The sequence below is a fragment of the Bacillus sp. FSL R9-9492 genome (assembly GCF_038007365.1).
Classification (GTDB): domain Bacteria; phylum Bacillota; class Bacilli; order Bacillales; family Bacillaceae_G; genus Bacillus_A; species Bacillus_A mycoides.
In genome coordinates this window covers 2,902,571-2,921,480 of sequence record NZ_JBBOXC010000001.1, presented here as the reverse complement: position 1 = coordinate 2,921,480, position 18,910 = coordinate 2,902,571, and the positions used below count along the sequence as shown (strand labels likewise).

Below are 18,910 nucleotides of genomic sequence, written 5' to 3'. Positions count from 1 at the left end.
TATGCCAATATAGAGGAGGAGAGGGATTATTGTAACCCCAGTCTTTTTAAACGGTTATATAAAGTGGCCCTTGTTACGCCAAGGTGTTTCGCACATTCTAATTTATTACCATCTAAAATGCGTAAAGCTCTTTCAATTACCTTTTTCTCGTGCTCATCCATTTCTTCTTGTAAAGAAAGAATCGTATTATTGTTGCTGAGTAATAGGGATTGAGCTGTATGATTGTCTAAAGTTTCATTTGTATGAAATGGTAAATATTCTTGTTTAATAATGCCGTCTGTCGCAAATACGACGAGTCTTTCAACTACGTTTCGGAGCTCGCGAATATTACCAGGCCAATTGTAATGAAGTAGTTCATGCATAATATTTGAAGGTAAGTCTCGAATAGGCCTGTTATAGTTTATTGAAAAATCGTTTAAAAAGGAGTACGTCAATTCGATAATATCCTCTCGTCTTTCGCGCAGCGGTGGAATAAGCAAGCTAACTACATTTAAGCGATAGTATAAATCTTCTCGGAAAGTTCCTTTTCTCATTTCTTCTTGTAAATCACGGTTTGTAGCAGCGATAATGCGGAAATCAATATTGATTTCTTTTTCTCCACCAACTCGGTAATACTTTCGTTCTTGCAGTACACGTAAAAGCTTCACTTGCATATCGAGCGGCATTTCGCCTATTTCATCGAGGAATAAAGTACCGCCTTGTGCAAGTTCTATTTTACCTTTCTTACCTTTACTATTTGCACCAGAAAACGCCCCGCGCTCGTAACCAAATAATTCACTTTCAAATAACGCTTCAGGAATTGCACCGCAGTTAATTGAAATAAAAGGGGCATTCGCTGTCTCACTTGCTTCATGAATTGCTTTCGCAAACACTTCTTTTCCAACTCCGCTTTCTCCGAGTATTAAAACCGTGGATTTCACTGAACAAACCTTTCTAGCTAATTGAATCGTTCTTTGTATAACAGGGCTTTTTCCATTCATCGCAAGGAAAGGATCGGATGTATCTTTATATTTTGCTACTTCTTGTTCTAAACGGTGCATTTCATGCGACATATTAAATAGTTTTTCATTTAATACGACTTGATTTGTAACATCCGTTTCTGAAACGACTGCTCCAATAATTTTATCGTTGCAATAAACTGGGTTTGAATTAATTAATACGAACAAATCTGGACGTGGCTGATGGAACTGAGCAATTATGCTTTTTCCGTCATGTAATGATTGCAGAATTTCTAAATCTTTATAATCAAAAAAACGGGTGATGGGTTGTCCGATAATTTCATTATGTTTGACTGAAAAGATTTTTTCAGCGCCATCTGTCCACGTACGAACGCATTCTTTCTCATCAATGACGGTAACAGAAGAATCAGTCGTTTGAATGACAGTGTTATAAAAAGCTAGCAGATCATTGTAAGACGTATAAAGAAATGGAATCATTTGTTGAGCAGTTACACAGCATATAGGATCTAGATTTTCGTTCACAATTACAACTGCCGAATTGTTAGAAAAAGCTTCGATTAACGTAGTGAAAGAGTCCTCTTCATAAATAACTGCGCAACTACATTCTTCAGTAGATGAAGGAAGGTAATAAAAATTTTTACCTTCCTGTTTCATGTGCTGAATGGTGCTTGTACGATCAATTGATAAAATTTTTATAAACTCTTTTATTGTTGGAAATGAAAATGTCATAGTGTCCTCCTGGTATGTATAAAAATTTAGACAGTGATAAAGAAATAATACACCTATTTACGATAAATTTAAAATATTTTTACAAAGAAAAATTTTTTCATATAAATAGTTCTGTATGTAGAGTTGGCACACCAATTGCATAAATAAAAAGTGAGAGATTTAGGAGAAAGGAGGAGTGCTATATATGAGGCACTGTGACGTTTTAATAATAGGCGGTGGAATTATAGGATGTTCTATCGCTTATTACACTTCAAAATACGGAAGAGACGTAACAATCATTGAAAAAGGGGAATTTGTCAGTGGGACGTCTTCACGGTGTGACGGGAACATTTTGGCGATTGATAAAGACCCAGGGTTTGATAGTCAAATGTCGTTAGTAAGTCAAAATTTAGTAACTGAATTAAGTGAAGAATTGGAGCACTCATTTGAATATAGAGCGCCAGGAAGCATTCTCGTTTGTGAATCAGACGAAGAGATGGAGGCAGCGCAGCAATGGGTAAATCGTCAAAAAGAGGCTGGTTTACCATTTCGAATGCTTGATAGGCAAGATATAAAAGAAGAATCACCATTTTTTGCAGATGATTTATTAGGCGGTTTAGAATGTGCAACGGATTCAACTGTAAATCCATATCTTCTTGCTTTTTCACTTCTTGCAGAATCGAAGAAATTTGGTACAAAAGCTTTTAATCATACAGAAGTTAAAGAAGTGAAAAGAGATATAGACGGTTCCTTTATTGTAGAAACGACAAATGGAACGTTTACTGCGAAGCAAGTTGTGAACGCAGCCGGTGTGTGGGCTCCTAAAATCGGACAGATGTTAGATGTGAATATCCCAATTGAACCGAGAAAGGGACATATTATTGTAGCTTCAAGGCAACAACACGTTGGCTGCCGTAAAGTAATGGAATTTGGTTATTTAATTTCTAAATTTGGTGGAAAACGAAAAGTGGATGCTTTAACTGAAAAGTACGGGGTGGCACTTGTATTTGAACCGACAGAAAGCCAAAATTTTTTAATTGGTAGTAGTAGAGAGTTTGTAGGTTTTCATACAAAGATAAATAACGAGGTTATTAAATGTATTGCGAATAGAGCAATTCGTTTTTATCCGAAAATGGCAGATATGATGGTGATTCGTTCATATGCTGGATTACGCCCGTGGACAGAAGATCATTTGCCGATAATTTCACGAGTGGAACATATTCCGAATTATTTTATTGCAGCAGGACATGAAGGTGATGGAATTAGTCTTGCGGCAGTTACTGGGAAAATGATTGAAGAGTTATTAAATGAAAAAGAAACAATCCTTCCTATTGAACCACTTCGTTTGAGTCGTTTTACAGAAAGGGTGTTAAACGGATGAGGTCACAAAGAGTCTTTACGACGATTGATACACATACGGGCGGGAATCCAACGAGGACATTAATTAGCGGACTTCCTAAGTTAATTGGAGAGACGATGGCAGAGAAGATGTTACATATGAAAAGAGAGTATGACTGGATTCGGAAATTGTTAATGAATGAACCTCGTGGTCATGATGTAATGTCAGGGGCATTATTAACAGATCCGTGTCATCCTGAAGCTGATATAGGTGTTATATACATAGAGACAGGTGGATATTTGCCGATGTGTGGCCACGATACAATCGGTGTATGTACAGCTTTAGTTGAATCAGGTTTAATTCCAGTAATTGAACCGGTTACTTCTTTAAAGCTAGATACACCAGCTGGCTTAGTTGAAGTAGATATTTCTGTTCAAGATGGGAAAGCGAAAGAAGTCTCCTTCTGTAACATACCAGCTTTTTTACTGAAAAATATTTCTGTACACGTCGAAGAAATTGGAACTGTAGAGGCTGATATTGCGTATGGAGGGAATTTTTATGCCATTATCGATGCGAAGGCAGTTGGTCTAGAGCTAGTGCCAGAAAATGCTTCTACAATCATTGATAAGGCGATTCATATTAGAAATACAATTAATGAGAAATTTGAAATCATTCATCCAGAGTATTCGTTTATAAGAGGATTAACACATATTGAATTTTACACAGATCCTACTCATGAAAGTGCGCATGTGAAAAATACAGTTGTTGTTCCACCAGGGGGAATTGATCGATCTCCATGTGGTACAGGAACATCAGCGAAGTTAGCTGTATTATACGCTCATAAAAAAATTGACATCGATGAAGAATTTGTTCATGAGAGTATTGTGGGTTCTCTATTTAAAGGGTGTGTCATGAATACAACATATGTCGAAAATATTGAAGCTGTAGTAACGAAAATTACGGGATCAGCTTGGCTTATGGGCATGCATAGATTTTTTTACAATGAAAAGGATCCACTTAAAGAAGGCTTTTTGCTAATTCCGCCGATGGAACATGAAACGGAGGATGTAAAATGAACATTCAAAAAATGTATACAGCAGTAGACGTACACGTAAATGGCGAGGCGTTTCGTGTAATTAAAGACCTACCATGCAAATACTATTACAGTTTGGAGCAATTAAATGAACAATTTTCAGGTGAATTAGCAGAAGAAATGAAACTTTTATTAAATGAACCACGTGGTTTCATCGGTTTAAATGGATGTATTGTCGTTCCTTCTATTCATAATGAAGTGGATGCAGCTGTATTGTTTTTTAATCATGAAGGATCCATTCCTCTTCATTACGGAGGCATTGTCGCAGTAATAACGATGTTACTAGAAAGCGGGTATTTAAAAAAGAGAGAGTCTAATCAATACAAAATCGAAACGCTATCTGGAATATTTTCAGTGAATGCATATGTAGAGAATGATGAAGTTGTATCTGTTTCGTTTGAAAGCAAACTATGTTATATGATTGAGAAAAATTTAAAGATTGGTAATATAAGTTACTCTCTCATACAGGCAGATAAAGTATATGCAGTTGTAGCAAAAGATACGTATTCGCCAGAAATCAGTATTGAAAACATCTCTAAATTAAAAAAATGGGGTGAAGCTACACTTCAAACTATACAAAAACAGTCATTAATAAAAAGACTTATTTTAGTAGATTCTATGCAAAAAGAAAAGAACCATATAAAGTCGATTACATTTCATGAAGATAACTTTATAGTACGTTCACCAGGTTTTGTTTCTACTATTGTGTCTTATGTTCATACATTATTTAAAAATGATTATATAGCGGATAAACCTTTTAAAAATGAAAGTATTTTTAATAGCTTTATAACAGTAGAAAAAGTGAAAAAAGAAGAACTCGGATACATTTTTCGATTTGAAAGTAGAGGGTTTATTACAGGTATGCAAACATTTATATTAGATCCTACTGATCCGTTTCCAACAGGTTTCTTATTAAAATAATATGTTAAAGGGAGAGATAAAGATGCAAAAAATTAAAGGGGCATTTCCAGTATTAATAACACCGATGGATGAATTTCAAGAGATTGATTGGAAAGGCGTAAAACAAAACGTAAACTACTTTATTGAGCAAAAGGTAGCTGGAATTATTATTAATGGAAGTACAGGGGAATTTGTTAGTTTATCAAAAGAAGAACGATTTAACATGGTAGAAACAGTATTAAAAGAAGTTGATGGACGTATTCCTGTCATTGTTGGAACTGCTGCAGAGACGACGAAAGAAACGATTGAATATACGAAACATGCAGAAGCGCACGGAGCGGATTGCGCATTAATTATAAACTCTTACTATTGTAAACCGAAGGAAGAGGAGGTTTATTTTCATTTTAAAGAAATCTCAAACGCTGTAAATGTACCAATTATGCTATACAATAACCCATTTACTTCTGGTGTTGATATGAGCACAGAGTTAATGCTCCGTATTGGAAAAGAGTGTGAAAATGTTACACATATTAAAGAATCTAGCGGAGATATTCGAAAAGCGAGAGATTTAGTAAGACAAGGTGAAGGTGCTTTCCAAGTCTTCTGCGGATCTGAAGATTTAGTTATGGAATCTTATTTAGTTGGTGCATCGGGATGGGTTTCAGTAGCCGGAAATATCGTTCCAGGACTCGTTACGAAAATGTATGAGCATTTTCAAAATGGTGAATTAGAAAAAGCGTGGGAAATGAACGATGCTATTTTACCTCTTTGTGAGTTTCTTGAAGGATCAGGAAAGTATGTGCAAATCGTTAAACGTTCAATGGAATTACATGGGCAAGTCGGAGGACCTTCACGTTATCCGAGATTAGGATTAACTGAAGAAGAAGATCAAAAGCTTCAAACTATTTTACTAGAAATTGCAGCTCATGCAGCTGTTTAAATAAGGAGGAGAGTATATATGTTAACGACAAACATTGAGCTGAAACCAAAAGTGAAAGCGTTTTTAAATGAAGAAATTAAAATGTTTATTAATGGTGAATTTGTTTCTTCAATAAGTGGAAAGACGTTTGAAACATACAATCCAGCAACAGAAGATGTTCTAGCAGTCGTATGTGAAGCGCAAGAAGAAGATATTGATGTCGCAGTAAAAGCGGCAAGATTTGCTTTTGAATCAGGCCCGTGGGCAGAGATGACTACTGCTGAAAGAGCACACCTTATTTATAAATTAGCAGATTTAATTGAAGAGCATAGAGAAGAATTAGCACAGCTAGAAGCTTTAGATAATGGAAAACCATATCAAGTAGCACTTGATGATGATATTTCAGCGACTGTAGAAAATTACCGCTATTACGCGGGATGGGCTACAAAAATTATTGGGCAAACCATTCCAATTTCAAAAGATTATTTAAATTACACACGCCATGAACCGGTTGGCGTTGTAGGTCAAATTATCCCGTGGAATTTTCCGCTCGTTATGTCTTCTTGGAAAATGGGAGCCGCTCTTGCGACGGGTTGTACGATTGTATTAAAACCAGCAGAGCAAACGCCTTTATCTTTACTATATACAGCGAAGCTTTTTAAAGAAGTTGGTTTTCCAAACGGTGTCGTAAACTTTGTACCAGGTTTCGGTCCTGAAGCAGGATCGGCAATTGTAAACCATCATGATATTGATAAAGTAGCTTTCACAGGTTCAACAGTTACAGGGAAATATATTATGCGTCAATCTGCAGAAACAATTAAACATGTAACGTTAGAACTTGGTGGTAAGTCACCAAACATCATTTTAGAAGACGCTGACTTAGAAGAAGCGATTAACGGTGCGTTCCAAGGCATTATGTATAATCATGGTCAAAATTGTAGCGCAGGATCTCGAGTTTTCGTTCATCGGAAACATTATGAAATAGTAGTAAATGAACTTGTGAAAATGGCAAATAACGTGAAGCTAGGGGCAGGTATGGAGGCGGAAACTGAAATGGGACCGCTCGTATCTAAAAAACAACAAGAGCGTGTGCTAAATTACATTGAACAAGGAAAATCTGAAGGTGCTACTGTTGCAGCTGGTGGTAAACGTGCATTTGAAAAAGGTTATTTTGTACAGCCAACAGTATTCACAAATGTTACAGACGATATGACAATCGTTAAGGAAGAAATTTTCGGACCAGTTGTCGTTGTACTCCCGTTCGATTCGACAGAAGAAGTAATTGAAAGAGCAAATCGCTCGTCTTACGGACTTGCTGCGGGCGTATGGACACAAAATATTAAAACAGGGCATCAAGTGGCCAATAAATTAAAGGCAGGAACAGTGTGGATTAATGATTATAACTTAGAAAATGCTGCTGCACCATTTGGTGGATATAAACAATCTGGTATCGGACGTGAATTAGGTTCATACGCCCTTGATAACTATACAGAAGTGAAAAGTGTTTGGGTAAATATAAAGTAATAGAGAGTCTAACTGTTAATAAATAGAGGGATGAAATAATTAGAGATGCGGACAACTGGAAGGTTTAATAATAGTTGTCCGTTTTCTTATATATAAAATTGCTTTTTCAAAAGAATTATAAGGGGGATTTGGATGGAGCAGTTAGTAGAATGGTTAGTAGGGCAAGTTTGGAGTATTGGCTTAGTTGTTTTCGCATTAGGAGCAGGAGTGTATTTCACAATTGCAACTCGTTTTTTACAAATTCGCTATTTTAAGGAGATGATTAAACTATTATTTGAAGGGAAGAGCTCGGAGACTGGGATATCATCCTTTCAAGCATTTTGTTTGGCGTTATCAGGTAGGGTTGGAATTGGTAATATCGCAGGAGTAGCGACAGCTATCGCTTTCGGCGGACCTGGGGCTGTATTTTGGATGTGGGTGATGGCATTATTAGGAGCAGCTAGTGCATTTGTTGAATCAACATTAGCACAAGTATATAAAAGTAAAGTAGGCAATGAATACCGTGGTGGTACGCCATATTTCATTGAGAAAGGCTTGAAAATGAAATGGTTTGCGGTCATTGTAGCGGTCGTTGTAACACTATCATATGGCGTTTTATTACCAGGTATTCAATCGAGTAGTATCGCAGTTGGATTTGAAAATTCTAATGGTATTAGCAAATATATAACTGGTATATTGTTAGTCGTATTATTAGCAGCTATCATTTTTGGTGGCGTAAAGAGAATTGCGGGCGTTTCTCAAATGCTAGTTCCATTTATGGCAATTGGTTATGTAATTGTTACATGTATCGTATTAATTGCGAATGTAACGGAAATTCCAAGTATGTTTGCTTTAATTTTCTCAAGTGCTTTTGGTGTAAATGAAATGTTTGGCGGCATCGTCGGCGCAGCTATTGCATGGGGAGTAAAGCGTGCTGTATTTTCAAACGTCGCTGGTGTTGGGGAAGCGACATATAGCTCCGCTGCTGCTGAAGTATCACATCCTGCAAAACAAGGGCTAGTTCAAGCGTTTTCTGTATATATTGATACAATTGTAGTATGTACAGCGACAGCTCTTATGATATTAATAACAGGTATGTATAATGTAATACCTGAAGGGAAAAGCGCTATTGTAAAGAATATGGGAAATGTAGATGCAGGTCCAATCTATACACAACAAGCAGTTGAAACTGTTATGACAGGATTTGGTCCAATATTTATTTCAATCGCAATCTTCTTTTTTGCATTTACAACTTTACTCGCGTACTACTATATCGCTGAAACGACACTCACTTATTTAGATCGTGACCTCAAATATAGCTGGTTAAAACCAGTTTTGAAAATTGGGTTTTTAATTATGGTTTACATCGGTAGCGTAGAATCAGCTTCGCTATTATGGAACCTTGGAGATTTAGGAATCGGTAGTATGGCATGGTTAAACTTAATCGCGATTCTATTATTAAGTAAAACGGCATTAAAAGTGTTAAAAGACTATGAAACGCAGAAAAAAGAGGGGAAAGATCCAGTGTTTGATCCTAAAAATGTGGGAATTGAAGGTTTAACATTTTGGGAAGAAAGAAGTAAAGAGGTTGAAAGGAAAAATTCTAAAGAAAAAGTGTCAGTAGATAATGGGCTGAAACTGTAGATGTGCAAATTTAAAAGTAAAATAAACTGAAAATTCATTCTATTTTTCAAAGTAAATATTTGTATATGTCCTTCATTTTATCTCATACTAAAGTAAGTGTGAATAAAATGAATGGAGGATATACGATGGAAAATCAACAATATGGCTCTATAAATGATGTATTACTTGATTATAAAGAAGGTATAGGGAATTTTACGCAACAAATCCCTGAAATTGCAGAAACATATAACGCTTTTACACAAGCATGTTTTCAGGAGGGTACATTAACTAAAAGAGAAAAGCAGCTCATTGCATTAGGGATTAGTTTAGCAACACAAGACGAATATTGTACGATTTATCATACGAAGGGCTGTATTGACCAAGGATGTTCTGATAAAGAAATTTTAGAAGCTTGTGGTGTTTCAGCCGCGTTTGCTGGGGGAGCTGCAATGAGTCAGGCAGTAACCTTAGTACAAGAATGTCTGGTGGAATTGAAACATCAAAGTCATTAAACAAGAAAAAGCCCTCCTTAAAATATTCTTTTAAGGGGGACTTTCTAGTTTAGTCTAATTTTTTTGAAAGAGTTTCAATTGTTTCATATAGTCGATAGCTTTTGTTTTATTACTCTGTTTAGAAACATAGTGTGCCTCGTTTAAATCTCTATAAAAACTATTAAATATTTCTTCAGAAAGTATGCCGTCAGAGATAGCTTTTTTTACTGCACAGTGTGGTTCATTTGTATGCGAACAATTAGAAAATTTACATTTCCGAGATATACCCGCAATATCTTCATATCCAAAATCAAAGTTACCTTTATGTTCTATCAAGTCAAATCCCATTTTACTAATAATTATTCCCTCCGATTTTGAAAGAGTTTTTTAGAATCATACATACAAATTCTATCGTTTTTAAGTTGTGTTTATTTTAATATTCTATATTTTTATAAATCGATGTCTCTATATTAGGGAGAAGTGTGTATATGCTCTTACCAATTAAAGATTCTAATTCTTTCTTAATTGCATAGAATCCCTTCCAATGTAAAGAAGTATGAGAGGTTGTGCCATGACGTAAACCAACTGAAATCAATCTTTTTTCAAGAGTAGTAAAGCCTTCCGCATCAGCAAGTGCGTCACAAAGGGTAATCACCTTATTGTATAAGTCGTAGTCACTGTTTTCATTCAATATTTCAATTAATCGGCTTTCCATATAATCAGGAACAATGCTCCACTCGGCCGCGATATCTAAATGCTCATTTTTGCAAGGAAATGAATGCGTCACACATATAATGGCGTTTCCTGTATACCCTAAATCATTCATATACATATAACCATCATAGGAATGAATAACAGATTTAGTAAAACCTTTATATCTTCCTATGTCATGCAGGAGGGCAGCGTTGTATGCTATATCAGCATCTAGGTCGTACCCATTATTAATAAGTTCAACAACTATCTTTTCAGTTGCAAGGGCAACATTACGTGAATGATCGAACCACGGACCTGGGTTTTGTTCATATGCCCACTGAAGTAATTCTCTTGCATATTTCCTATCTAATATATATTTCATATAGGTATCCTTTCTCTAAAAAATCATATATTTAATAATTTCATCTTAGTATTTCATTATTCCTGCTTTAAAAATTGTTACAATGAAACAAAAGGGGGAAAAGGAATGCGAAGTATAGTAATAGAAGAAATTAAACGACTTGATGAAGACCTTGAAGAGCTTTCTGAACTGTTGAAAACTGTAGTAAATGATGAGGCGTCAATTGGTTTTTTACCTCCACTGGAACAAAAAGAAGCAACAAATTATTGGCAAACTGTATTAGCACCAGAAGTGATATTGTATGTTGCTAAAATAAACAATGAAGTGGCAGGGAGTATTCAATTACATTTAGTTACAAAGCCTAATGGGATACATAGAGCTGAAATTTGCAAGTTAATGACTCATCCGAATTATAGACGAAATGGTATTGGGCGTTTACTTATGCAAAAAGCAGAAGAACGGGCAAAGCAAGAAAACAGATCTCTTTTAGTATTAGATACTAGAGAAGGAGATTCTTCCAATAGATTGTACAAGTCATTAGGCTTTCAAGAATCCGGTAAAATACCGGGGTATGCAATTTCTCCGAATGGTGAGTTAGATGCAACGGTTATTTATTATAAAATGATTTAGTATTTTTATTTAAAAAGAGGGATATTTTCAAACCACAAAGTTGTTATTAGGTCTGAGTATTGATTTATAAAAAGATTGATAAACCCCTGTATAATAGGAGTTTTCTTTTCATTCATTAACTTTATATTGAATGTTCAATTTGAGGGCCAATTTGTATAAGGTTTTAATAGGTTTATAAGAGGTATTATTTAAATAGGAATTTTGAAGTCTTTTGGTGAATATTAAATGTTAATCTAAAAGATGGAGGTTGCTGTGATGTTGAAACTGTTTCAATATAACTGGCAAGTTCGTGATGATTGGTTTACATTGTGCGAAGACATGTCGGCTGAAGAACTGGTAAAGAAACGGGTCGGTGGGTTCGGCAGTATCCTACATACTTTATTTCATATTGTAGATGTGGAATATATGTGGATCTTAGGTTTGCGAGGTGAACCAGTGCCTGAGGAGCCATTGTTTGAAGATTATGCTAGCTTGCAAAAAGTGAAAAATCTTTCGGATCAATACCACGAGAAAGTGAAGCCATTTGTGACCTCTTGGACAAATGAAATGGATTCTCGGAAACTTTCAGAAACTGATTTCAATGAAGAACCGATTAGCTCTAGAGACGCCCCAATCAGGCGCCGAGTCATTGAATGTACACACGGAGAGATAATACGTCATGTCATTGTCCATGAAATCCACCATATCGGCCAGTTATCTATATGGGCACGTGAGATAGGAAAGGAGCCAGTTTCCGCAAATCTGAGAGGGAGAGGGCTATTTGATAACTAGACTACCTTTGCCAATTTCGTAATTTATTTATAAACGAATGGTTTAATTGAGTATATTTAAAGCGTGTTTAGATCAATCTTTTTCAAAACACACTTTTTCTTTGTATTATTTTATCTAGGTTTATAGAGTTAATGTAATCAAACTTTTTTCGAAGCTACACTGTGATATATAATTGTAAGTAATTATTAACTACTTTAACGCCGTTTGTATTTTCAGACGGTGTTATAAGTATTTAACAGTAAAACGACAAAATAAATAATAGATTTGATAACTGGTAATTAAAATGCGTGAAGAATTGATATTTTTGTAGCTAGAAGAATTTGAGAAAGTTTTTAGAGGGTTCTTTTAGTAATACTCTTCCACTTATAATGGATGTAGAGAAGATGACTAGGCAACTATAGTTATTTTCATTTCATTTTTGGGAAGGGGATGAAAGAATGAAAAAGACAAGTTTACAAAAGGTGAAGAAGGTTATATTAAGTGGCGGGATATTACTTACGGGGTTATTAACATTTGGATTTTCAGAAAAGGCTTCAGCTCATGGGTATGTAGAATCACCAGCGAGCCGATCTTATTTATGTAAGCAAGGGGTAAATGTAAATTGCGGTCCAGTTCAATATGAACCACAAAGTGTAGAAGGAATAGGGGGGTTTCCGCAATTAGGACCTTCTGATGGACAAATCGCAGGAGCTGGCCATTTTCCTGCTTTAGACGTTCAAGCAGTTGATAGGTGGAAGAAAGTTACGTTAAACGGCGGGATGAATACATTCAAGTGGAAACTAACCGCTCCTCATAGTACGAAAGAATGGAAATACTACATTACAAAGAAGGATTGGAATCCAAATATGCCTTTAACAAGGTCTAGTTTAGATTTAGTGCCGTTCTATGTAAAAAATGATGGCGGAGTTAGACCGGGGACAACAGTAACGCATGAAGCAAATGTACCAACTGACCGTAGTGGCTACCATCTTATTTTAGCTGTTTGGGAGATTGCGGACACTGGAAATGCGTTTTATCAAGTTATTGATGTGAACCTTGTGAATAATGGTTTAAATTCCAATTTTGCTTTTAACAATTTAGTGCAAGTTCCTAAACTATTTTAAATTAAATATACATTTTGATCATCTAATTCATTTTAGATGATTTTTTTTATGAAAAATATAGAAGAAACTGCAATTATTTATAAAAAAATGTGTCTAAAATATTGTCATATTTGCTTCTTTAAGATATCCTTTTCATGAAGAGGTGGAAAACATGGAAAAAGTACTAGTTTTCGGGCATAAAAACCCAGATACAGATGCAATTTGTTCTGCGATTGCTTATGCAGAATTGAAAAAAGAATTAGGAATGAATGCTGAGCCTGTACGTTTAGGCGAAATCAGTGGTGAAACTCAATTTGCGTTAGACTCTTTTAAAGTAGAAGGACCGCGTTTTGTTGAGACAGTAGCAAACGAAGTGGACAACGTTATTTTAGTTGACCATAACGAGCGTCAACAAAGTGCTAACGATATCGAATCTGTTCGTGTGTTAGAAGTTATTGACCATCACCGTATTGCTAACTTTGAAACAAGCGATCCTATTTACTACCGTTGTGAGCCAGTTGGATGTACAGCTACAATCTTAAACAAAATGTACAAAGAAAATGGCGTTACAATTCGTAAAGAAGTTGCTGGTTTAATGTTATCTGCAATCATTTCAGATTCTTTACTATTCAAATCTCCAACTTGCACAGAACAAGACGTAGCAGCAGCTCGTGAATTAGCGGAAATCGCTGGTGTAGATGCAGATAGCTACGGCTTAGAAATGTTAAAAGCTGGTGCTGATTTAAGCGGAAAAACAATGGAGCAATTAATCTCTCTTGACGCTAAAGAATTCCAAATGGGTAACGCGAAAGTTGAAATCGCACAAGTAAACGCTGTTGATACAAACGACGTTCTTGTACACCAAGCAGAACTTGAAAAAGTTATCACTACAGTAGTAGAAGAAAAAGGTTTGGACCTATTCTTATTCGTTGTAACTGATATCTTAACTAACGATTCTGTTGGTCTTGCGATTGGTAAAGCAACAAACGTTGTTGAGAAAGCTTACAACGTAACATTACAAAACAACACAGCTACTTTAAAAGGTGTTGTATCTCGTAAAAAACAAATCGTTCCTGTATTAACAGAAACATTCCAAGCTTAATATTATTGAGTATGGATAAAAGAAAGGACAAGTAGTCAGATTGGCTGCTTGTTTTTTCTTTTTTAAAATGACAGAAAATTATAATTTTAAACAAGGAGGTTTGCGTATGTTTAATGGTTCAAAGACGTTAAAAAGGGATGGAAATAGGAAATGTTATGACTTGGAAACGTTGGAAAACAAATTTCAATCACTTTTAAATCAAAATATTTCTTCTGTTGCTGAATTAGAGGAATGGCTAATAAAGGAACAGCGTTTAACTGCTGAAGTAGAAGAGGTGTTAACGAGTCAATTAATTGCTGTGTATAGAGATACGAAAGACAGTACAATACGTAATCTACATAAATATAACCAAAATATAACCAAAATAGTATTCAACCACTTTTAAAAAAATACAATGCAAAATTTGATCGGAAATTTAGTGATTGTCCGTTTTCAAAGCTATTGGATGAACGAAAATACGGATACATGAAAAAAGTAAGATTGGTGAACAGCGAATTATTTAATGAAAAGAATATTTCTCTTGCCGTTAAGGAGGAGGGTTTTATAACGAAGTATAGAGAAATTATGTCTAACATAACAATCAATTGGAACAACGAAATAAGGACGTACGCATACGTTAAAGCAGAGTTGGATAACCCAAATAGAAGCATTCGTGAAAAGGCATGGCATGCTTTATGTGAAGCACGAAGTGTAGTAAAACCAGAAATAGATTGTATTATGAATGAACTTGTACAATTACGGAATCAAATGGCCCTAAATGCAGGGTTTAACAATTATAGCGAATATATTTTTAAGCTAAAAAACAGAGAATATAGTATTGAAGACTGTTATACGCTTCATGAATCTATAGAGAAGCTGGTTGTACCCGTATGGAAACGATTAGGGAATCTTTTTAAAAAGGATCTTGGTGTAAAAGCGTATCTTCCATGGGATCTTGCTCCTTGTACATTGCAGAAAGTTTCATTTCAAAATTCCAATGATTTATTGGATGGGATTGAAGAGATGTTAAGAAAGACAGATTCATATTTTCATGAAGAATTTATTCATATAAGGAAATCAGGATTAATTGACGTAGAAGAACGGGAAAATAAGGCGCCGGGGGCTGCTTGTTTTACCTTACCTTATAACCAAGAGGTTTTTATTTATTCTAATTTTAGTCTATCATTTAACGCAATTAATGCACTCATACATGAAGTGGGTCATGCACTTCATTTCAATAAACAGTTTAACAATGAAAGTAGTATGCAAGAAAAATATCTTCGTGAAGAAGTAGCTGAGTTGTATTCTCATAGTCTCGAGCTATTACTAATGGATAAACTTAACATTTTTTATAAGGAAGAGAATGAATATAAGAAGGCACAACGAGAACAACTGCATCGAGCTTTGTCTTTATTAATTACGCCAGTTTCAGGTGGTCTATTTCAGCATTGGCTCTATACCAATCCAAATCATTCATCAGAAGAACGGGATGAGAAATATCTTGAATTATGTAAAAGGTATAAATTTTCGTCAATCGATATTACAGGCTATGAGGAAGGGCTTGGTGCGAGTTGGATAGAATCGTTCCATTATATTCAGTATCCTTTTTACAAAATTGAATATGCAATTGCACAATTAGGAGCACTACAATTATTTCAAATATATCGGGAGAATCAAGAAAAAGCGATTACTTTCTTTAAAGAGGGAACGAGTGCGGATTGGAACGTTTCCATACAGGAAATTTATGAAAATACAGGTGTTGCATTTGATTTTTCGCAAGAAATGGTACAAAGTACTGCTGGAGCTGTGTTGAAGTTTATAAGTGAATTAAAATAAGGATAGCATTCGCTATCCTCTTTATTCATAAGATCGTTTCTTGTTTATATAAAATGTAACAATAGCAGCAATAATGAAAATAGGTATTGCGTACGCTTGCCCAACGAATAATTTCCATCCTACATTATTATAGCCGTCAGATGCTGGAATGATAATTGCGATGATACAAACAATAATATAAGCTAATAATGCTGGGAGTATATTTTTCATAATTGTTCACCTCCTTTTAATACCAATGTTATGACTATATTTATATAATACATGATAAGTTTTCATTTGGAAAATTATGTACAAGATATATATTTTTGTAATTATGTAAATGAAATGGTTATTTGAAAATAGGGTAGATGATATATATAAAGAATGATATAGGGGGGATTTGTATAATGGACAATATATTAAATAGAATGAAGCAAGATATAAATATGGAGTTATTGTATAAGCTATGGCCTGATTTTAAGAGGGCTGCTTTTGCATTGTATGATGATGAGTATGTGTATGTATTTCATCATCCATTATTTCTGACAGAGGATGATGATGGGTATACCGTTTTAAATTGGAATGAACAATTTAAAGGAGATACATTCATCATATTCAAAGATTATCCAACTGCCATCGTCAATATGAATAGGTATAGAGATTATGAAAGTTTATTTGCGATTGTAGTGCATGAACTTTTTCATTGTTATCAATATTTGAATGGTGAAAGTAGATTTCCAAATGAATCCCTAGGATTTCAATATCCTATATTAGAAGAAAATATTGAATTACGAAATAAAGAACGAATTTGTTTATATGATGCTGTTCATTGTAAGTCACAAGCTGAGAAGAATAACTATATTAAGCAATTTATTGAACTAAGAGAGCAAAGGGCTAATTTTATGAAAGAAGAGTTTGTAACATACGAGTGTATGGTTGAAAGTATAGAAGGGCCTGCTTGGTATGTTGAAATGAATGCTTACAATACAGTATGTAATAATGATGAAAGTGAAACATTACGAAAATATAGTAGATTAATTTTAGATGCATATGAAGCTAATTGTAACATAAGAAAGAGTTGCTATAGCTCAGGAATGTTTTTATGTTTATTATTAGATGAAATCCTTCCTGAGTGGAAAACGAGCTTCTTTAATAGTGATAAATCGCTATATGCTTTTTTAAAACAAAATATAAATGTGGATTTGGATTTAAACAATGAAATTACAATAAGTAATGAAACAAAGCAAATGATTCATTTTGTTCAAAACGAAAGAGACAAGGATTTTAAAGAATTTAATGAGAAAAAAGGATATCACCTGTATATTATAGGGGATATAAAATTAAATATGTTTAATCCAATGAACGTAAATTTAAAGGGAAATAAAGCATTACATAAAACCTTTGTAAGTGTAAGTATACATAATAAAACATATATGCTAAATCAGCCTGTTTTAGCATCTTTTGAAGAAGATTATAAAAATATGAAACAAGTTCATATCATTATGAATGAAAAACCGGTAGAAAAAAATAATAGTTGGAACGTTGTGGGAATTGGAGACATGGAAGCTGAGTATGAAGAAGTGGAGAATTCTCTATTTTTATATTTAAAAAGTTAGAAGCGAGGTAAGAAATAACAATGAAAAGATTATGCATTATTCCGTGCGGAAAGAAGAAAATTTGGGATAAGTACTCAGATTACGGAGAGGCAGAGGCAAAAGATGTATATATTAGTCCATTCGGAAAAGCATGTCAGGCGTATGCAACTGAGTTTTTCGAGAATTGGGTTATATTATCAGCAAAGCATGGATTTTTAAGACAAAATGATATTGTAAAGGAAAATTATAATCTTGCATTTGATTCAAATAGTAATGAGATTATTAGCATAGAACAATTAAAACAACAGATGATTGATAAAGATTTACTTCAGTTTGAAGAGATCGTCTTACTTGCGGGGAAGAAGCATAAAAAAATAGTGACGAAGTTATATCCAGAAGAAATCATCACATATCCATTAGAAGGGTGTAAAGGAATTGGATATATGTTGCAGAGATTGAAGGGGGCTGTGGAAGCACAGCAGGAAATATAGGCATGAATTAGTACTTGATTCAAATTACATCACATTTATACATTTTAATTAGACTAGTAAACAAGCCATTTCATCCTTTTAAACATAGAATATGAAGAATTCTATTATGTATTAGGGGGAATCATATTCATGTGTAATAATTGTTGTTGTAGACGCAGAGATTGTAATAGATTTTGGGATGATTTAATGTTTGGTAGATGTAGACGCAGAGATTTTGATGATTGTGGTTGTAGACGTAAACGTGACTGTGATTGTGATGATTGCCGTCGCAATCGTAAACGTGACAACGATGATGATAAATGTCGTAAGTGGTAATATTTTAAAAAGAGTACTTTGAAGTAAGTACTCTTTTTGTGTATAAACCTTTTAAATTCCATCTTGAACAGATTTTTTTTCAATTTCCCATGAATCCTGTTTTATAATCTTTAAAGCTACATTAGTACCATTAGATTCCTTATAAAAGATATATCCGTGGTTTGATTTAACGTAAGTTAAAGGTTCGCCAATGCAATCTTTAGAACAAGATGTGTTGATAAGTTCAATTAAGGATAGTTCGCTAGGATCGGTTTTACTAGCATCTATAAGTGTATCAAGGTTCGTTTTACGAAAACCTTGTAAGTTTACATCGAAATTCTTTTCTATTTCTCCAGTAACGCTAGTATTCATTACTTCAACTGAATTTTTCTTTTCTAGAAGAAAACCATTTCCATAAAGGAATTTTGTATATCCAAGCCATGCGATTAAAAATAGTATAAAAAACATACCAGTTGTTTTAAGTTTTCGAAGCCGTTTACTTACGATTGATTCTGAATATTTCATTCAGCCTAATCCTCCAATGTTTTTATTTTAAAGTATG

The 18,910-nt window shown here is 34.5% G+C and carries 19 protein-coding genes and 1 pseudogene; 15 read left to right on the top strand and 5 right to left on the bottom strand.

The genetic code is table 11. The annotated features are described in order from the left end of the window. Window positions 1-26: 26 nt before the first annotated feature. A complete protein-coding gene (locus MKY70_RS14885; RefSeq protein ID WP_341024889.1) occupies window positions 27-1,688 on the bottom strand; it encodes a sigma-54 interaction domain-containing protein in 1,662 nt (553 codons plus the stop codon). 184 nt (window positions 1,689-1,872) lie between these two features. On the opposite strand from MKY70_RS14885, the gene MKY70_RS14880 reads away from it, so the two are divergent. The 7 genes from MKY70_RS14880 to MKY70_RS14850 all read left to right on the top strand — a co-directional run bounded on the left by MKY70_RS14880 (window position 1,873) and on the right by MKY70_RS14850 (window position 9,556). Continuing rightward, window positions 1,873-3,048, top strand: coding sequence for an NAD(P)/FAD-dependent oxidoreductase (locus MKY70_RS14880; protein ID WP_088033541.1), 1,176 nt, complete (start codon window positions 1,873-1,875; stop codon window positions 3,046-3,048). Further along, on the top strand, window positions 3,045-4,082 hold the full coding sequence (locus tag MKY70_RS14875) for a proline racemase family protein (protein ID WP_088293046.1): 1,038 nt from the start codon (window positions 3,045-3,047) through the stop codon (window positions 4,080-4,082). The genes MKY70_RS14880 and MKY70_RS14875 overlap by 4 nt, the downstream gene beginning before the upstream one ends. Further along, complete coding sequence (locus MKY70_RS14870) at window positions 4,079-5,020, top strand: proline racemase family protein (RefSeq protein ID WP_088033545.1); 942 nt, start codon at window positions 4,079-4,081, stop codon at window positions 5,018-5,020. Before MKY70_RS14875 ends, MKY70_RS14870 begins: the two co-directional genes overlap by 4 nt. A 22-nt stretch (window positions 5,021-5,042) precedes the next feature. Further along, entirely contained in the window at window positions 5,043-5,939 is an 897-nt protein-coding gene (gene dapA, locus MKY70_RS14865; RefSeq protein ID WP_088033547.1) for a 4-hydroxy-tetrahydrodipicolinate synthase, read from the top strand. An 18-nt stretch (window positions 5,940-5,957) separates the two neighbouring features. Then, the gene (locus MKY70_RS14860; protein WP_088033549.1) at window positions 5,958-7,442 is read left to right on the top strand and encodes an aldehyde dehydrogenase family protein; all 1,485 of its coding nucleotides are present in this window, start codon (window positions 5,958-5,960) and stop codon (window positions 7,440-7,442) included. A gap of 132 nt (window positions 7,443-7,574) precedes the next feature. Further along, a complete protein-coding gene (locus tag MKY70_RS14855; RefSeq protein WP_002085061.1) occupies window positions 7,575-9,065 on the top strand; it encodes an alanine/glycine:cation symporter family protein in 1,491 nt (496 codons plus the stop codon). Between the two features lie 125 nt (window positions 9,066-9,190). Next, entirely contained in the window at window positions 9,191-9,556 is a 366-nt protein-coding gene (locus MKY70_RS14850; protein ID WP_002085063.1) for a carboxymuconolactone decarboxylase family protein, read from the top strand. Window positions 9,557-9,610: 54 nt separating this feature from the next. Here MKY70_RS14850 and MKY70_RS14845 read toward each other — a convergent pair whose 3' ends face one another. Continuing rightward, a complete protein-coding gene (locus tag MKY70_RS14845; RefSeq protein WP_002012986.1) occupies window positions 9,611-9,883 on the bottom strand; it encodes a hypothetical protein in 273 nt (90 codons plus the stop codon). An 85-nt stretch (window positions 9,884-9,968) separates the two neighbouring features. Beyond that, a complete protein-coding gene (locus MKY70_RS14840) occupies window positions 9,969-10,610 on the bottom strand; it encodes an HD domain-containing protein (protein ID WP_002032624.1) in 642 nt (213 codons plus the stop codon). Window positions 10,611-10,715: 105 nt separating this feature from the next. Here MKY70_RS14840 and MKY70_RS14835 point away from each other — a divergent pair, with 105 nt between their 5' ends. The 5 genes and pseudogenes from MKY70_RS14835 to MKY70_RS14815 all read left to right on the top strand — a co-directional run bounded on the left by MKY70_RS14835 (window position 10,716) and on the right by MKY70_RS14815 (window position 15,989). Next, the gene (locus MKY70_RS14835) at window positions 10,716-11,219 is read left to right on the top strand and encodes a GNAT family N-acetyltransferase (protein ID WP_088033551.1); all 504 of its coding nucleotides are present in this window, start codon (window positions 10,716-10,718) and stop codon (window positions 11,217-11,219) included. Between the two features lie 255 nt (window positions 11,220-11,474). Then, window positions 11,475-11,990, top strand: coding sequence for a DinB family protein (locus tag MKY70_RS14830; protein WP_002168219.1), 516 nt, complete (start codon window positions 11,475-11,477; stop codon window positions 11,988-11,990). 437 nt (window positions 11,991-12,427) lie between these two features. After that, window positions 12,428-13,093 (top strand): lytic polysaccharide monooxygenase, encoded by a 666-nt coding sequence (locus MKY70_RS14825; RefSeq protein ID WP_088033553.1) that lies wholly within the window; start codon window positions 12,428-12,430, stop codon window positions 13,091-13,093. Window positions 13,094-13,244: 151 nt separating this feature from the next. Continuing rightward, complete coding sequence (gene ppaC / locus MKY70_RS14820) at window positions 13,245-14,174, top strand: manganese-dependent inorganic pyrophosphatase (protein WP_002032629.1); 930 nt, start codon at window positions 13,245-13,247, stop codon at window positions 14,172-14,174. Between the two features lie 106 nt (window positions 14,175-14,280). Beyond that, a pseudogene (locus MKY70_RS14815) lies at window positions 14,281-15,989 on the top strand (M3 family oligoendopeptidase). A 21-nt stretch (window positions 15,990-16,010) separates the two neighbouring features. Here the strand turns inward: MKY70_RS14815 and MKY70_RS14810 are convergent. Beyond that, window positions 16,011-16,199 carry a DUF4017 family protein gene (locus tag MKY70_RS14810; RefSeq protein ID WP_002032631.1) on the bottom strand — a complete coding sequence of 63 codons (189 nt, stop codon included), beginning with the start codon at window positions 16,197-16,199 and terminating at the stop codon, window positions 16,011-16,013. A 176-nt stretch (window positions 16,200-16,375) separates the two neighbouring features. Here MKY70_RS14810 and MKY70_RS14805 point away from each other — a divergent pair, with 176 nt between their 5' ends. The 3 genes from MKY70_RS14805 (at window position 16,376) to MKY70_RS14795 (ending at window position 18,369) form a co-directional block, all read left to right on the top strand. Continuing rightward, window positions 16,376-17,584 carry a peptide ABC transporter permease gene (locus MKY70_RS14805; protein ID WP_088033555.1) on the top strand — a complete coding sequence of 403 codons (1,209 nt, stop codon included), beginning with the start codon at window positions 16,376-16,378 and terminating at the stop codon, window positions 17,582-17,584. A 20-nt stretch (window positions 17,585-17,604) separates the two neighbouring features. Then, window positions 17,605-18,054, top strand: a complete 450-nt coding sequence (locus tag MKY70_RS14800; protein ID WP_341024880.1) for a DUF6884 domain-containing protein — start codon at window positions 17,605-17,607, stop codon at window positions 18,052-18,054. A 129-nt stretch (window positions 18,055-18,183) separates the two neighbouring features. Further along, on the top strand, window positions 18,184-18,369 hold the full coding sequence (locus MKY70_RS14795; RefSeq protein ID WP_254904980.1) for a hypothetical protein: 186 nt from the start codon (window positions 18,184-18,186) through the stop codon (window positions 18,367-18,369). A 51-nt stretch (window positions 18,370-18,420) separates the two neighbouring features. Here MKY70_RS14795 and MKY70_RS14790 read toward each other — a convergent pair whose 3' ends face one another. Further along, complete coding sequence (locus MKY70_RS14790) at window positions 18,421-18,873, bottom strand: hypothetical protein (RefSeq protein ID WP_002012998.1); 453 nt, start codon at window positions 18,871-18,873, stop codon at window positions 18,421-18,423. Window positions 18,874-18,910 lie beyond the last annotated feature (37 nt).